This is a genomic window from Mucilaginibacter sp., assembly GCF_039935595.1.
Classification (GTDB): domain Bacteria; phylum Bacteroidota; class Bacteroidia; order Sphingobacteriales; family Sphingobacteriaceae; genus Mucilaginibacter.
In genome coordinates, this window is sequence record NZ_JBDTJZ010000198.1 from 1 (window position 1) to 14,519 (window position 14,519).

Genomic DNA, 14,519 nt, shown 5'->3' on the forward strand with positions numbered 1-14,519 from the left:
AGAACAAAATGAGCGTAATCAACGCAGTCAGAAACAAACTCATCCTGCGCGTTTTTGCTTGCGTCAACCAAAATAGGAAATACGAAAAAAATTATTGCAAATTAGTTGCATAGATCATAGAAATCGGGGGTGAAAAATCAAGAAAATAAACGGTTATAATAACCGGTAAGATTCTCGCAGGTAAGCAAACAACGTGGGTTGCAGGTCATCTAAAACTGCCACACGGATATGGTTTTCAAACTTAGTACCTAAGGCGGTACTTTTAAGCACGGGTTTTTCGGGGTGTGCTATTTTAGAATAAAATTTAATGTCAAGTTCCTTTCTCATAGGCCTGATGACCAGGAAAGTGAACCTGCGGGTAAAAACTATACAGTTTGGAGTTATGCCCACCAATACACCTTCCCAATCGGCCACTTCAGCCAGTATTTTATCAAACACAAGTACTAATTCGGGTGGGCGGCCTGCAAACAAACTATCCAGACCTACGCGGGCGCAATAATGCCGCTGCCCGGGTTTAGGCAATTCCCGCTCACATTTTGGGCAGGTCCAGCTCATAAATCATTTTTTCTTACGTTTTTCGAGCATATCGGCTATACTAATGGCCGAACAGGTTGTAATAACCTGTGCCAATGCCTTTACAGGCATAGTGGCGGCATCATTAAAGTTGATACAGCCTTTTTGAAACTTAGCATCCGGTAACAGGTTTTGAAATTCCTCATACAGTACCGGGTTCATATACATAGGCAAACAATGCAGCGACATATATTTTTGAGTGCTGGCCAATCCATATTTCATGTAGCCGCGATCTAAATAAAGTATCATTTCCTTGCCCATCATAGGTTTAATTGCCGGCAGTATGGTCGGATCGTTTGCCACGATCACCTCATGGATGGCGCTTAGGATAGTCCGTCTTTCTACAGGGGCACTATTAATAAATTCCTTTATTTCCATACCCTAATTTACAGAAATGATTGATAATTATTAAGTTTTACCAAAACAGTAAAATCTCCCTACAAAAAAAGGTCGGACTTTTTCGTTCCGACCTTTTAATATATGATATCCAATATTTGTTAAATCAGCGATACCTGCTTAGTAATTGTTTTTTTGCTGGCAGTGCTTTGCGAGTCAGGTTGGCTGCCCCCAACGCTAACGGCTAATTTACCTTTAAAAATTTTCGAGGTCCCGTCGTAGTTGACCAATGCAAGGTCCTCAGGTGTTAACTGAAATTTGATAACCTTGCTTTCGCCTGCTTTAATAAAAGTACGTTCAAAGCCTTTTAACGCGCGTATTGGCGTTTTAACAGCTAAGCCCAAGTGCGACAGGTAAAGCTCAGTAACTTCTTCGCCATCGGTTTTGCCGGTATTGGTAACTTTAACGCTAACAGTAACAGGCTTGCTGCCTTGTATAGTGGCTGGCACTTTCAAATCATCATATTTAAAGTTGGTGTAGCTTAAGCCGTAACCAAAGCTATATAATGGTTTGCCTTTAAAATAACGATAGGTGCGGTTATTCATTGAATAATCACTTATAGAAGCCGGAAGATCCTTGTCGCTCGCATAAAAAGTTACCGGTAAACGGCCACCCGGGTTATAATCGCCAAATAAAACATCAGCAAGCGCTGTGCCCGCTGCCTGGCCACCGTACCATGCGTTTACAATAGCCGGTATGTTTTGAGCTTCCCACGGCATAGCAATTGCCGATCCGGTCATCAACACAAATACAATAGGCTTGCCGGTAGCTTTCAAATCTTTTAACAAATCTGTTTGGGCCTTAGGCAGCATGATTGAAGTACGGTCTCCCCCTCTAAAGCCATCTTTATTGGTGTTCATCTCCTCACCTTCAAGGTCGGGAGTAATACCACCAATAAATAAAATAACATCTGCATCTTTAACGCTATCAACCAGTTTACTATGGTCAACCTTAACGCCGCCGTTCACCACATAATCAGTACCCTGGTGATAAACAATCTCGGTAGCCGGACCTAACTTAGCCTTAATTCCCTCTAACGGTGTAACCGAATGTGAAGCAGTACCATAATAGTTACCGCGTATGCTGCGCAAATTATCAGCATTTGGACCAATGATAGCTATCTTTTTAAGGTTTTTACTTAATGGTAATAAATTACCCTGATTTTTTAATAATACTATTGATTGCCGGGCCATTTTTAAAGCATGTGCCTGGTGGGCAGGGCTCTCCAAAACGCTCATTGGTATTTGGGCAAACTTATTCAGTTCGGGCGGGTCAAACAGGCCTAAGCGGAAACGCGTTGTGAATAGCCTTTTTACTGAAACATCAATATCCTTTTCAGTTATTTTTCCGTCAGCAACTGCCTTGGTCAATGCTTTATAAGCAGCTTGAGGTAGCGGACCCACAATACATTCCACATCGGTACCATGCAATACAGCATCAGCAGCCGAACTTGCAGCATCAGGAAAAGCCTGGTGTGCGGCACTCTTGTAAAAATCATCAATACCACCGCAATCAGAAGTCACATAACCTTTAAATTTCCATTGGTTACGCAATATATTGGTTAGTAACAAGTCGCTACCGCAGCATGGCTGTCCTTTTAATGAGTTATAAGCACACATTACACCCTCTACCTTAGCGTTCACTACTAATTTTTTAAAAGCTGGTAAATAGGTATCCCAAAGGTCATAGTCGCTTACATCAGTATTAAATTTATGGCGGGTTGATTCCGGTCCACTGTGTACAGCGTAGTGCTTGGCACATGCGGCGGCTTTTAAATATTTAGGATCATTACCCTGTAAACCGGTTACAAAGCTATATCCCATTGATGCTGTTAAAAATGGGTCCTCGCCATATGTCTCCTGTCCACGTCCCCAACGCGGGTCGCGGAATATGTTAATATTCGGCGTCCAATAAGTTAAATTTACATACCGCGGGCCTGTTTTTTTATCACGAATGCTTTGGTTATTAATGGCACGTCCTTCTTCGGCTGTATAATCAGCCATTTGGTGTAAGGATGCCTTATCAAATGTTGCAGACATGGCTATAGCCTGCGGATATACGGTTGTTTTAAAACCCTGAGCACGCGCTACACCGTGTAAGGCTTCGTTCCACCAGTTATAAGCCGGCACCCCTAAACGCTCAATTGCCGGCGCCTGGTTTATCATCTGGTTAATCTTTTCGTCCAGCGTCATTTGCGCAACAAGGTCATTCACCCGTTGGTCAATAGATAATGTTGGATCCTGGAACTTGTATTGGTACTTGTCTCTTTTTACCAACGCTACGGTAGGTATGACAAAAACCAGCAAGAACAACAGATTGAGTTTGTTACTAAAAAACTTTTTCATTTGATGGTGCTTAGTGTTTAACTTAATTGGTTTATATGGTATTTAATTGGTACTGATTTTCAGATAATTAAAATTGTGTATTATATACACTTGCCCGGCGGGGTTATTTTAATTTCAATAGGTTTAATTTTTTAAAAGTATAAATAAATTAAAACCCCTGCAATTGATTTTTTTAATATTATTTTGGTTACACAGCTATATTTTTTTACGATTTTTTTCGTTTTCAATAAAACCTCTCTATATTGAGATTTAATTATAACCTATAAATTTTTATGAAACATTTATTAGCCCGCAAGGGCATTGCCTTAGCAGTAACGTTTTTATTTGCCAGCAGTGTAATTATGGCACAAACTACTGCTACAATGAGCAAAAAAGACGCCGACAAGTGGGTTAAAAGCAAAGCCTATGCCCCAAATTTAAACAGAAGCGTTGACGTATCTGTAAACAGTGTGGAATTTGCCAAACAATATAATGCCAACAAAGCGGTTTGGGATAAGGTATTCGCGTTTTTACAAAACCCCGATCTGGCTAATATGCGGGGCGGCCACGTAAATATTGACGGCGAAAATGGTGAGAATGCATACGCTATATTTTTAAATGATATACCAAAAGATTTTTCACAATCAAACTGGGAAGTACATAAAAAATATATTGATGTGCACTATGTTATTGAAGGCAAAGAAAAAATTGCAGGTATACCTTTTGCTAAGGTTCAGGACGCTGTTGTTACCCCTTTTAATGATAACTCGGACATCGGCTATTATAAATATGACGCTTTTAACGATTATTCAATAGCCACTCCGGAGAATTTCTTTATCTATTTTCCCGGCGAAGCGCACCGCCCGCATTTAAAGGTTGACCCGGCATCAACCGATAGAGTAAAAAAGGTAGTTATAAAAGTAAAATATGTAAATTAAAACTAAAAACTATGGACACTTCGCTTATAACAACCAGTACCAGTTTAGAAGGCTATCGCATTACCAAACATTTGGGTGTTGTTAGGGGTATTACGGTACGTAGCCGAAGTGCATTAGGCAATATAGCAGGCGGCTTCCAATCACTTTTTGGAGGCCGCTTATCTATTTATGTTGAGCTTTGCGAAAACTCACGAGAAGAAGCTTATCGCTTATTAATTCAGCATGCCCAGGCACTGGGTGCCAATGCAATAATAAACATGCGCTATGACGCTAATGAAATTATGCAGGGCATTACCGAAGTACTTGCTTACGGCACAGCTGTTGTAGTTGAAAAAGCTTAAAATTACTTAAAGTATGACAACGGTATTTGCTTCCACATACCATGGGCCAGGTTGCCGGTTAATAGCGCGTATATAAGATATAACGGCCAAAAAATATAACAGAGAATAAGCAATATAATAGAGTGGTTGTAATACCAGTTTATCATTAAAGCATATAGGCCTAATAAAAGATATAATATACTCGAATCGCGTTTTCTCATACTGTTTTTTAGCTGGTGTGTGTATTCTTCGTTAAAAATAATACATATTATAATAGCGTGCAATTACCTGTTTCAACTATCATATTATATTCCAAATAGCTCTGATAGTTATTTTTTGCAAGTTTCCATAAACCATTTTAGGCTATAAGTTATCCACATATTAACAAATATGCTTAAATTGGCTTAAAAACGGCCTTTTTTGGTGATAATTTTTCTTCACAAGTATTCGCTTGTTAGCAACAATAAACTATGTTTGTGAAACAAATCACTCCCGTTAAGGGTTAATTTTAAAAACAATTAAAAACTTATCATGGCAACATCTGGAATTACTGCTTATTCAGTAAAAACAAAAACTAAAAACGTACCAATGATCGATCCTGTTATTGACATCAAATCAGGAAGATACATTGCAACAGGTAAAGATGCGCAAGGCAACAAAATGGCCGCAATTATGGGCAAAGCTACTGCCGAAGAGCACGTAAAAAATGGCAATGCAAAAAAAGGTTCTGGCTGGTAAATAATACCAACCAACAATCAACAAAAGAAGCAGGATAAAATTATCCTGCTTCTTTTGTTTAATACCTGCTCAGTTAATATTCCTGCTTTGCTTTTTTGAGTCACTACTCGTTTTTTTTGTAAAAAAGTGTTAAAATTGGGGGCCCCTCCCTTATTGTATACGATAAATAAATATATTTACAACTCCAGTTATTGCAACCAATCATGAGTCTTAAAAAATTATCATTTACTCTGTTGTTTCTTGCCGCATTAAGTTCCGCGGTTTTCGCGCAAACAGATACTGTTAGCTTAAATACCATCATAAAAAAAACAGTTAAACTTAGTAATGAACGCCCTTTTGAAAAAGTTTATCTTCATTTTGATAAGCCTTATTATGCCATTGGCGATACCGTTTGGTTTAAAACTTATGTAACTATTGATACACATCAGCCATCCGCTTTAAGTAAGGTTGTATATGTTGATGTAATAAGCAGTAAAGATTCAATTGTACAAACATTAAAATTTCAAGTTACCGGTGGTATAGCTTTAGGAGATTTTATTTTATCTGATGCTAATTATAAGCAAGGTAATTACCGTGTACGTGCTTATACCAATTATATGCGAAATTTTGACGCGGCCTATTTTTTTAATAAAACAATTCCTGTAGGAGATTTTAACAAAACAATAAACACTACTATTTCAATTGCAGGTACTACACAAAATAACAATTCAAAAGTTTCGGCAATAATAAGCTATAAGGACCCTACAGGCAGGCCCTTTGCCAATAAAAGGGTAACCTGGAAAGTAGTAAATGACGATGATAATATAAGCAAAGGTAAAGGCACTACCAATGCCAATGGTATAATAGACGTAACTTTTACCACCAATAAAACTGAACAGATAAATACCAGTGTTTTAGTAACCGAAATTGAGGTAAGCGATGAAAAGAAAATAGGCAGTACATTCTCTTTAAAACACGCAGTGGCTCCTATTGATTTCCAACTGTTTCCGGAAGGTGGCGATTTAATAAATAGTATAACATCAAAAGTAGCTTTTAAGGCCGTTGGCCCCAATGGTTTGGGTGTTGGGGCTAAGGGTACCGTTACAGACAATACAGGAGTTACAGTAGCCAATTTAACCTCACAGCATTTGGGGATGGGTGTATTTTCAATCACACCCGAAAGTGGCAAAACTTATAAGGCCAATATTACATTTGCTGATGGATCGCAAAATTCCTACCCTTTACCAAAAGCACGCGAAGAAGGCATTACCTTAAGCGCTGATAATTCTAATGCCAACAACCTGATTGTTAAAATATCAGCTAATAGTGGATTTCTTGCAAAAAACAACGGCAAATTATTTTATATAGTTGCACAAAATGGAGAAACTATTTGTTTTGCAGCACAAACTGCACTTAGCGCTGGTGCTTACTCATCCCCTATACCTAAAACCAAATTCCCTTCGGGTGTTTTAAAACTTACACTTTTTACTGACAGAGGTGAGGCGTTGGCAGAACGTATTGTATTAATACAGCGCAATGATCTTTTAAACATTACCATGAAATCAACCCAGCCGGTTTATACAGCACGTGATAAAGTGGTAATGAATGTTACTGCAAACAAAGATCAAAAGCCGGTTGAGGCCAATATGTCAGTAACTGTTGTTGATGAAACCAAGGTGCCGTATGATGAAATAGCTGAAACTACTATTTTAACCAATTTGCTTTTAACCTCCGAAATTAAAGGATACATCGAAAAACCAAATTATTATTTTACCAATGTTAATGAAAAAACAATAGCTGATGCTGATGTTTTAATGCTTACACAGGGTTACCGCAGGTTTAATTACAAAGATATTTTAGCCAATATTTATCCTCAGGTCAAATTTCAGCCCGAATCAGGAATAACCGTATCAGGTACATTAAGAAACAGTACAGGGCTTCCTATTTCAAAAGGCAACCTTACGCTACAAATACCTGATCGTAAAATATCACTAAATACTGTTGCCAATGTTGCCGGCGAATTCAAATTTTCAAACCTGGTAATTCCGGATTCAACCAAAGTTATTATTAGTGCAAAAAATAATCCAAGCGGCTATGGTTTTATGATAATGCCAGATGGCGAAATATTTCAGCCGGTTACGGCAAATATTAATGCGCCTGATGGGATAGTAAATATTGATAGCACTTTAAATCCATATTTAAATAACGCAAAGCAACGTTTTGCCGGTTCAAGGGTATTGAAAGAAGTAGTGATTAATGCGGCACCTGTTGTTAAAAAACAAACCCACATAGATCATCCTGCACTAAGTGGTTTAAGCACCATAGCTGACCATGTTATTACTGCCGCACAATTAACGTCATGCCCCTATTTATACCAGTGTTTACAAACCACTGCTGCAGGCATAACTTTTGATAATAATAATATATACGTCAATCGAAGTTATACCCAGGGCGATAAAAGACCTATGCAAATTTATCTTGACGGGTTAAATGTTGATATAAATGCTTTGCAATCGGTTAATACCAGTGATGTTGAAAGTGTAGAGGTATTTTTTAATGATGGCTTAAGCAATATTAACAGGATGACTGGGACAAATGGCGTTTTAGTGATAAACACAAAAATTATTCCTAAAATAAAATATAGTAAAGCGGAGATCATGGCATTGCTGATGCCCAAAAATAACGAAATTAGTATTTTCCCACGTGGCTACTCAGAATCAAGGGCATTTTATGCGCCTAAATATGAAGTAACAAAAGTATCGGCAATTGGGGGTGATTTAAGGACTACCATTTTATGGAACCCAAATGTAATTACCGACAAAACAGGTGCCGCCACTTTTCAATTTTTTAACGCCGACGGCAAGGGCACGTACCGGGCTATTATTGAAGGTATTGATAGTGATGGTAATATAGGCAGATACGTTTACAGGTATAAGGTTCAATAAATTATTGCATCATAAATCACAAATAATTAACTTTTAATAAAAATAAAATTTTAAAGAAAATTTCGGATTTAACTTTTTCAGTTTTTTTAACATTATCGTAAAAATTACATTTATTTGTTTTATATTTCGATTAATTAAGTCCGAAATTAATAGTTAAAAATATGAAATTCGCAAATTTCCTTATTTTAATAGGCTTCATAACAGCAATCACATCGTGTAAAAAAGCGCAGCTTGCGTCTGTAGTTGCTTCAAATGATGACGCTGCTATAATAGTGGGGAATACGTTGGCCGCAAACAATTATGGCATGAATGTTTTATCAACGGATATTAGTGCAAATGAAATAGCATTAATGACTAAAAATCTCGCCTGTGGTCAATCAGTTACCGATTCTATTATTCGCAAAAGCTCACCCGGCGCATTAGCTTCATATTATTATAAATTAAAGTATACTGATCTGTTAACTTGCAATACCAGTAGCCAACCAGACAATTTAACCAACACTCTTAGTTATAAGGGAAATTTCAATGGGCCCAGACTAACTTTTACTAATTCAGGAACTACTAATTATAAAATCGCCGGTTTAACCCCAACTGCTACTGTACACGTATTTAATGGCGACTATAGAGCTTCAGGGAGTTTTAAATTCAAGTCAGACACCACCAACAGGGGCAACGTAAGTTTAATGTTAATTGTTAAAAATTTAACTATATCAAAAGCAACCCAAACTATTACAGGGGGTACAGCAACAGTTATAATAACCGGGACGTCAACCAAAAAATCAGCCTTTACCTACAATGGCACGTTAAACTTTAACAATGCATTTTCTGCTTCGTTAAGCCTTAATGGTATTGATTATATAATAGATTTAATAACCGGCGAGATCAGCAAAAAATAATTATTCTGTTGAAATTGTAGCCAGCTTAAATGGTTTAACATCTACAGTTTCCCAAATTTTTTGGCTGATGTAAGGTTCGCCTTTTTTCCAGGCTTCCAGTTCGTCTTCATTTTCAAATTGCAGCACCATAGCTGATCCTATCATTTTACCACTATCATCCAATATGGCACCTCCGGTAATATAATTACCTTTTTGTTTATATAATTTTGCATTATCAAGGTGGTGCGGGCGTACGGCCATGCGGCGCTCAAGAGCACCTTCGTCAGTATAATCGTATCCTGTAACTAAGTATTGGTTCATCGGTTTTAATTTAATATTTTAAACAAGCATATTGCAAATAATGTTTATTTATTTAACAGTTTAAAGTTAGGCAAAGTAATAAGTAATTATACAAATATTTACATCTTTGCCTCAAACACGCATCTATAATGAAAACGCAACTTCAACAGCAATTCAACAATATATATCATAAACCTGCTGAGAAATTTTACTTCTCACCCGGACGGGTAAACTTAATTGGCGAACATATTGACTTTAACGGAGGTTTGGTAATGCCCTGTGCCATAAACATGGGCACCTACCTGTTAATTTCGTTTAATAATGATAATGTTTTAAGGTTAAGAAGTTTAAATTTTGATGAAACTTTAGACACACCGTTAATAGACCAGTATCAAAAAACAGGTAATAAATGGTTTAACTATCCTTTAGGGGTTGTTAATTTATTTTTAAAAGACGGCCATCAAATAGGCGGGATAGATTTTCTTTATTATGGTGATATTCCGATAGGTTCAGGCTTATCATCTTCCGCTTCTATCGAAATTGTAACGGCATTTGCCTTGAATGATATTTTTAATGCCGGTTACTCAAAACTTGATCTGGTTAAAATGTGCAAGAGGGTTGAGAATGAGTTTATAGGTTTAAACAGTGGCATAATGGATCAATTTGCAGTAGCATTTGGACAAAAGGGCAAAGCGGTGCTTATTGATTGCAACAAGCTTACTTACGAGGCTGTAAACTGCGATCTTAAAGAATACGAACTGGTTATCATAAATACTAACAAACCACGTAAGCTGGCCGAATCAAGTTATAATGATCGTGCGCAAGATTGCCAAAATGCATTAACTATGCTTAAAAAGGAGTTGGATATCAACTATCTTTGCGACATTGACACCAATAAATTTAATGCTTATAAACATTTAATTACTGACGAAAACGCAGCCAAAAGAGCACAACATGTAATTGAAGAAAACGACCGGGTAAAAATAGCCACCATAGCTCTTAATAGCGGCGACATCAGTCGGTTTGGAGAGTTAATGTATGCTTCGCATTATTCGTTAAAGGATAAGTATGAGGTAAGCGGTAAGGAGCTAGACAGTATTGTTGAATATTGCGAATCTGATAAAAATGTAGCGGGTGCGCGTATGACAGGCGCCGGATTTGGCGGCTGTGCCATCGCATTGGTAAAAAAGGGCAAATTTGAGGCTTTTAGCACTGGAGTTATAGAATATTATACTAACCATATAGGCTATGCACCATCGGTGTATAATGCTGTTATTAGCAATGGTGTTGGTATTATTTGAATACTATGCGTAAGTTAAAATTATACGAGTTAAACCGGGTATCTATAACTGAATTTAAGACCCAACAAAAACTGCCCATGGTAGTAGTGCTGGATAATGTTCGCAGCATGCATAATATTGGCTCCATATTTCGTACGGGCGATGGCTTTGCTGTTGAACAGATATATTTATGTGGGATTACGGCTCATCCCCCTCATCGTGAGATAGAGAAAACCGCATTAGGTGCCACACAATCAGTTAACTGGAAATATTTCACAAATACACTTGAAGCACTTACCGAATTAAAAGACAGAGGGTATCATATAATAGCTATTGAGCAGGCAGAAAACAGCACTATGCTAAACCAATTTATCCCAGATGCTACTGAAAGGTACGCATTGATTTTTGGCAATGAAGTAAATGGCGTAGCTGATGAGATTATGGAAAAGGTTGACACCTGTATTGAAATACCTCAGTTTGGCACCAAACATTCTTTTAATATTGTAGTATCGGCAGGTATTGTGTTGTGGGATTTTTTTGCGAAGTTGAATCTTAAAGCATAACAAATCGGTTAACACTTCACTTTTAAACTACCTGCAAATCTAAGTTCAGTCTCTTTTATTTATATGTAACTTATCAACATAAAAAAAATTGCATAGACCGTCAAAAAAATAAAAACGGAACACTACGCATTTTATACTTATAGGTGTGTTTGGCGGTATCCCCTTTAATGTATTAAACATACCAATATCCGTACATGGAGCTATTAATTTTGAATAACCTGGCAAGGTAAGCTCTATTGCATATTTAAGACCTTTTATTGATTTCCCAGTTTGTCTTTTTATAGAAGTTGCAAGGGATTGACTTTTTAAATCCACACTATCTATAACACGGTTATATATGGCAACAAGCGTAGCTGTATCTGTTTGAGCTTTTAAAAACTTAACATTTTTAAAGGGGTTTTCAGAAAATATTTGTTGCGAAAAAGCAGCTGATAATAAAGTAAACATTAAGCAACATATTATCATTAAATGTTTGATCATTATAATAACTTGAATGTATTAGGAATAATATTATTAATCGGTTCATCTATAATAACACTATTTTTTTTAAACAAATTATTATTATTATTATTTTGAAGTATTACTATACAAATTATAGTAATACTTCAAAAAGTTTTAAAACAAAAAAGTCGGAGTTAATAACTCCGACTTTTTTAGTTATAACTATTTGATTATTAGTGGTTAAACACCTGTTCAAATTGATTTACCGAATCTTTGCTTTCTAAAGTTGAGTAGCCCATTAAAAACTCGTCAACCTTGCGCGCACACTCACGACCCTCGGATATAGCCCAAACCACTAACGACTGGCCGCGACGCATATCGCCTGCTGCAAATACTTTGCTTACATTGGTACGGTAAATGCCTTCTTTGGCTTTTACATTTTTACGGTCATCAAGTTCAACACCTAAATTATCCAACATGCCATCAAATTGAGGGTTTAAAAAACCCATAGCCAAAAATACACGCTGGCAAGGAATCTCACGTTCAGAACCCGCCACCTCAGTAAACTTAATAGGCCTACCCATAACATCTAATTCCCAGCTTACTTCTGTTACCTTTAAAGCCCTTAAATTGCCGTTTTCGTCGCCTAAAAATTCTTTGGTATTAATACCCCAAAAACGGTCAACCCCCTCTTCGTGCGAAGTAGTGGTTTTTAACACCATTGGGTACGTAGGCCAAGGCATGTGTTGTGTACGCTGCGAAGGTGGCTGCATCATCACTTCAAATTGTTTAACTGATTTAGCACCCTGGCGATTTGAAGTACCCACACAGTCAGATCCGGTGTCACCGCCGCCAATAACCACCACATCTTTACCTGTAGCCAAAATATCTTCGACTTCAAATTTGGAGTTACCGACGCGTTTGTTTTGTTGTTTTAAGAAGTCCATAGCAAAATGAACGCCCTTAAACTCACGGCCCGGTATATTCAAATTACGTGGTATGGTTGAGCCACCTGTTAAAACTACCGCGTCATTATTACGCACCAACTCGTCAGCAGCAATATCCTTACCAACTTCAACATTGGTTTTAAATACTACACCGTCTTTCTCCATTACCTCTAAACGGCGGTCAATAACCCATTTCTCTAATTTAAAATCCGGAATTCCATAGCGTAATAAGCCGCCAATTTTATCGTCGCGCTCATATACAGTTACCTGGTGGCCGGCTTTGCTTAGTTGGGCAGCTGCGGCTAAACCAGCCGGACCAGAACCAACAACGGCAACATTTTTACCTGTTTTAACCAACGGCGCAACGGCATGAACCAAATTTTTTGAATAAGCTATTTCAATAATATGCTTTTCTATCTCTTCAATAGCTACCGGTGGTTTGTTAATACCCAATACACAAGCCGACTCGCATGGAGCCGGGCATATACGGCCGGTAAATTCAGGAAAGTTATTGGTTGATGCTAATATCTGGTAGGCATCCTCCCACTTCTTATTGTATACGGCATCGTTAAATTCAGGTATAATATTACCCAGCGGACAGCCCGAATGGCAAAAAGGTATACCGCAATTCATACAACGGGCAGATTGATGGTTCAGTTCCTCATCGCCATATAAACTTTCAAATTCATTATAATTCTTTACACGCTCTTCAGGTGGTAGTTTTTTAGGTAATTCTCTGTCAAATTCCTGAAATCCTGTTGGTTTTCCCATCTATTTTATTAGCTGATAGTTTGATATTCTAATTTTTCAATAACTTTTTTGTATTCCTTAGGATATACTTTAATAAACTGTGCAGAAACCTTGTTCCAGTTATTTAACAGTTTTTTGGCAACCTCGCTGCCTGTAAGGCTTACATGTTTGCGTAACAGGTTAGTTATCTGTTCTTCATCTTTTATGCTTAAAGGATCTAGATCAACCATTTCCATATTACAATTTTCGGCAAAAGTATTATCCGGGTTATACACCCATGCAATGCCACCACTCATGCCAGCGGCAAAATTACGTCCGGTTTTACCCAATATAAGCGCGCGTCCGCCGGTCATGTATTCGCAACCGTGGTCGCCTATACCTTCAACAACTGTAGTAGCACCCGAGTTACGTACTGCAAAACGCTCGCCAGCCATACCTCGTATAAATAATTCGCCGGCTGTTGCACCATATAAAGCTACGTTACCAATGATCATATTGTCTTCAGGCACAAAAGTGGCGTCAGCGGCCGGATAAATGGCTAATTGCGCACCTGATAGCCCCTTACCTACATAGTCATTACCCTCGCCTTCCAATTCAAACGAAATACCTTTAGTAGCAAAAGCGCCAAAGCTTTGCCCTGCCGAGCCTTTAAATTTGTAATTGATAGTATTATCCGGCAATCCGGCTGATCCGTATATTTTTGATATCTCATTTGACAATAAGGTACCTATGGTACGGTCGGTATTTTTCACATCATAAGCGCCAAATACAGGTGTTTTATCAGCTAAAGCAGGTTTAGCATCTTCCCACAGTTTCCAGTCAATTATAGCGTCCATGCCATGATCTTGTGCTTCACTGCAATATAGCGTCAGATCTTTAGCATTATTAACCGGATGCAGTATACCTGAAAGATCAACTTTCTTAGCTTTCCAGTTTGTTAAATTTTCCTTAACTTTTAAGAATTGAACACGGCCAACCATTTCATTAATGGTACGGAAACCTAATTCGGCCATTATCTCTCTAAGCTCTTCGGTCATAAAACGGAACAGGTTTACGATATGCTCGGGTTTACCCGAAAACAGTTTCCTTAATTCCGGATCTTGTGTAGCAACGCCTACCGGGCAGGTATTTAAATGGCATTTACGCATCA

At 37.8% G+C, this 14,519-nt stretch carries 15 protein-coding genes; 7 read left to right on the plus strand and 8 right to left on the minus strand.

Annotated features, from left to right (window positions below; all coding sequences use genetic code 11):
• Positions 1–153: 153 nt before the first annotated feature.
• From ABI367_RS13860 to ABI367_RS13870, 3 genes are all read right to left on the minus strand, one after another.
• Positions 154–555, minus strand: coding sequence for a DUF5655 domain-containing protein (locus tag ABI367_RS13860; RefSeq protein WP_462227235.1), 402 nt, complete (start codon positions 553–555; stop codon positions 154–156).
• A gap of 3 nt (positions 556–558) precedes the next feature.
• Complete coding sequence (locus ABI367_RS13865) at positions 559–951, minus strand: DUF1801 domain-containing protein (protein WP_462227236.1); 393 nt, start codon at positions 949–951, stop codon at positions 559–561.
• 119 nt (positions 952–1,070) lie between these two features.
• Entirely contained in the window at positions 1,071–3,314 is a 2,244-nt protein-coding gene (locus ABI367_RS13870; RefSeq protein WP_462227237.1) for a glycoside hydrolase family 3 C-terminal domain-containing protein, read from the minus strand.
• A gap of 272 nt (positions 3,315–3,586) precedes the next feature.
• Here ABI367_RS13870 and ABI367_RS13875 point away from each other — a divergent pair, with 272 nt between their 5' ends.
• Positions 3,587–4,231, plus strand: coding sequence for a NanQ anomerase/TabA/YiaL family protein (locus tag ABI367_RS13875; protein WP_462227238.1), 645 nt, complete (start codon positions 3,587–3,589; stop codon positions 4,229–4,231).
• An 11-nt stretch (positions 4,232–4,242) separates the two neighbouring features.
• Positions 4,243–4,572 (plus strand): YbjQ family protein, encoded by a 330-nt coding sequence (locus ABI367_RS13880; protein ID WP_462227239.1) that lies wholly within the window; start codon positions 4,243–4,245, stop codon positions 4,570–4,572.
• A 2-nt stretch (positions 4,573–4,574) separates the two neighbouring features.
• Here ABI367_RS13880 and ABI367_RS13885 read toward each other — a convergent pair whose 3' ends face one another.
• Positions 4,575–4,772: a hypothetical protein gene (locus ABI367_RS13885; protein ID WP_462227240.1), complete on the minus strand. Its 198-nt coding sequence runs from the start codon at positions 4,770–4,772 to the stop codon at positions 4,575–4,577.
• 310 nt (positions 4,773–5,082) lie between these two features.
• Between ABI367_RS13885 and ABI367_RS13890 the strand changes: the two genes are divergently transcribed.
• The 3 genes from ABI367_RS13890 (at position 5,083) to ABI367_RS13900 (ending at position 9,109) form a co-directional block, all read left to right on the plus strand.
• Entirely contained in the window at positions 5,083–5,289 is a 207-nt protein-coding gene (locus ABI367_RS13890) for a hypothetical protein (RefSeq protein ID WP_462227241.1), read from the plus strand.
• A gap of 203 nt (positions 5,290–5,492) precedes the next feature.
• Positions 5,493–8,213, plus strand: coding sequence for a carboxypeptidase regulatory-like domain-containing protein (locus ABI367_RS13895; protein ID WP_462227242.1), 2,721 nt, complete (start codon positions 5,493–5,495; stop codon positions 8,211–8,213).
• Between the two features lie 161 nt (positions 8,214–8,374).
• Entirely contained in the window at positions 8,375–9,109 is a 735-nt protein-coding gene (locus tag ABI367_RS13900) for a hypothetical protein (RefSeq protein WP_462227243.1), read from the plus strand.
• Here ABI367_RS13900 and ABI367_RS13905 read toward each other — a convergent pair whose 3' ends face one another.
• Positions 9,110–9,409: a YciI family protein gene (locus ABI367_RS13905; RefSeq protein ID WP_462227244.1), complete on the minus strand. Its 300-nt coding sequence runs from the start codon at positions 9,407–9,409 to the stop codon at positions 9,110–9,112. It abuts the gene before it with no gap.
• A gap of 128 nt (positions 9,410–9,537) precedes the next feature.
• Here ABI367_RS13905 and ABI367_RS13910 point away from each other — a divergent pair, with 128 nt between their 5' ends.
• Together ABI367_RS13910 and ABI367_RS13915 are read left to right on the plus strand one after the other, a co-directional pair.
• Positions 9,538–10,689 carry a galactokinase gene (locus ABI367_RS13910; RefSeq protein ID WP_462227245.1) on the plus strand — a complete coding sequence of 384 codons (1,152 nt, stop codon included), beginning with the start codon at positions 9,538–9,540 and terminating at the stop codon, positions 10,687–10,689.
• Positions 10,690–10,694: 5 nt separating this feature from the next.
• Positions 10,695–11,231: an RNA methyltransferase gene (locus tag ABI367_RS13915; protein WP_462227246.1), complete on the plus strand. Its 537-nt coding sequence runs from the start codon at positions 10,695–10,697 to the stop codon at positions 11,229–11,231.
• 45 nt (positions 11,232–11,276) lie between these two features.
• On the opposite strand, the gene ABI367_RS13920 is transcribed toward ABI367_RS13915, so the two are convergent.
• From ABI367_RS13920 to ABI367_RS13930, 3 genes are all read right to left on the minus strand, one after another.
• Positions 11,277–11,678: a hypothetical protein gene (locus ABI367_RS13920; protein ID WP_462227247.1), complete on the minus strand. Its 402-nt coding sequence runs from the start codon at positions 11,676–11,678 to the stop codon at positions 11,277–11,279.
• A gap of 227 nt (positions 11,679–11,905) precedes the next feature.
• The gene (locus ABI367_RS13925; RefSeq protein ID WP_462227248.1) at positions 11,906–13,390 is read right to left on the minus strand and encodes a glutamate synthase subunit beta; all 1,485 of its coding nucleotides are present in this window, start codon (positions 13,388–13,390) and stop codon (positions 11,906–11,908) included.
• Positions 13,391–13,398: 8 nt separating this feature from the next.
• On the minus strand, positions 13,399–14,519 hold a 1,121-nt coding region (locus ABI367_RS13930; RefSeq protein ID WP_462227249.1), incomplete at its 5' end, for a GltB/FmdC/FwdC-like GXGXG domain-containing protein.

Coding starts and splice junctions, on each gene's coding strand:
- ABI367_RS13860 (WP_462227235.1), bottom strand. CDS start 555: ATGAGCTGGACCTGCCCAAAATGTGAGCGGGAATTGCCTAAACCCGGG.
- ABI367_RS13865 (WP_462227236.1), bottom strand. CDS start 951: ATGGAAATAAAGGAATTTATTAATAGTGCCCCTGTAGAAAGACGGACT.
- ABI367_RS13870 (WP_462227237.1), bottom strand. CDS start 3,314: ATGAAAAAGTTTTTTAGTAACAAACTCAATCTGTTGTTCTTGCTGGTT.
- ABI367_RS13875 (WP_462227238.1), top strand. CDS start 3,587: ATGAAACATTTATTAGCCCGCAAGGGCATTGCCTTAGCAGTAACGTTT.
- ABI367_RS13880 (WP_462227239.1), top strand. CDS start 4,243: ATGGACACTTCGCTTATAACAACCAGTACCAGTTTAGAAGGCTATCGC.
- ABI367_RS13885 (WP_462227240.1), bottom strand. CDS start 4,772: ATGAGAAAACGCGATTCGAGTATATTATATCTTTTATTAGGCCTATAT.
- ABI367_RS13890 (WP_462227241.1), top strand. CDS start 5,083: ATGGCAACATCTGGAATTACTGCTTATTCAGTAAAAACAAAAACTAAA.
- ABI367_RS13895 (WP_462227242.1), top strand. CDS start 5,493: ATGAGTCTTAAAAAATTATCATTTACTCTGTTGTTTCTTGCCGCATTA.
- ABI367_RS13900 (WP_462227243.1), top strand. CDS start 8,375: ATGAAATTCGCAAATTTCCTTATTTTAATAGGCTTCATAACAGCAATC.
- ABI367_RS13905 (WP_462227244.1), bottom strand. CDS start 9,409: ATGAACCAATACTTAGTTACAGGATACGATTATACTGACGAAGGTGCT.
- ABI367_RS13910 (WP_462227245.1), top strand. CDS start 9,538: ATGAAAACGCAACTTCAACAGCAATTCAACAATATATATCATAAACCT.
- ABI367_RS13915 (WP_462227246.1), top strand. CDS start 10,695: ATGCGTAAGTTAAAATTATACGAGTTAAACCGGGTATCTATAACTGAA.
- ABI367_RS13920 (WP_462227247.1), bottom strand. CDS start 11,678: ATGTTTACTTTATTATCAGCTGCTTTTTCGCAACAAATATTTTCTGAA.
- ABI367_RS13925 (WP_462227248.1), bottom strand. CDS start 13,390: ATGGGAAAACCAACAGGATTTCAGGAATTTGACAGAGAATTACCTAAA.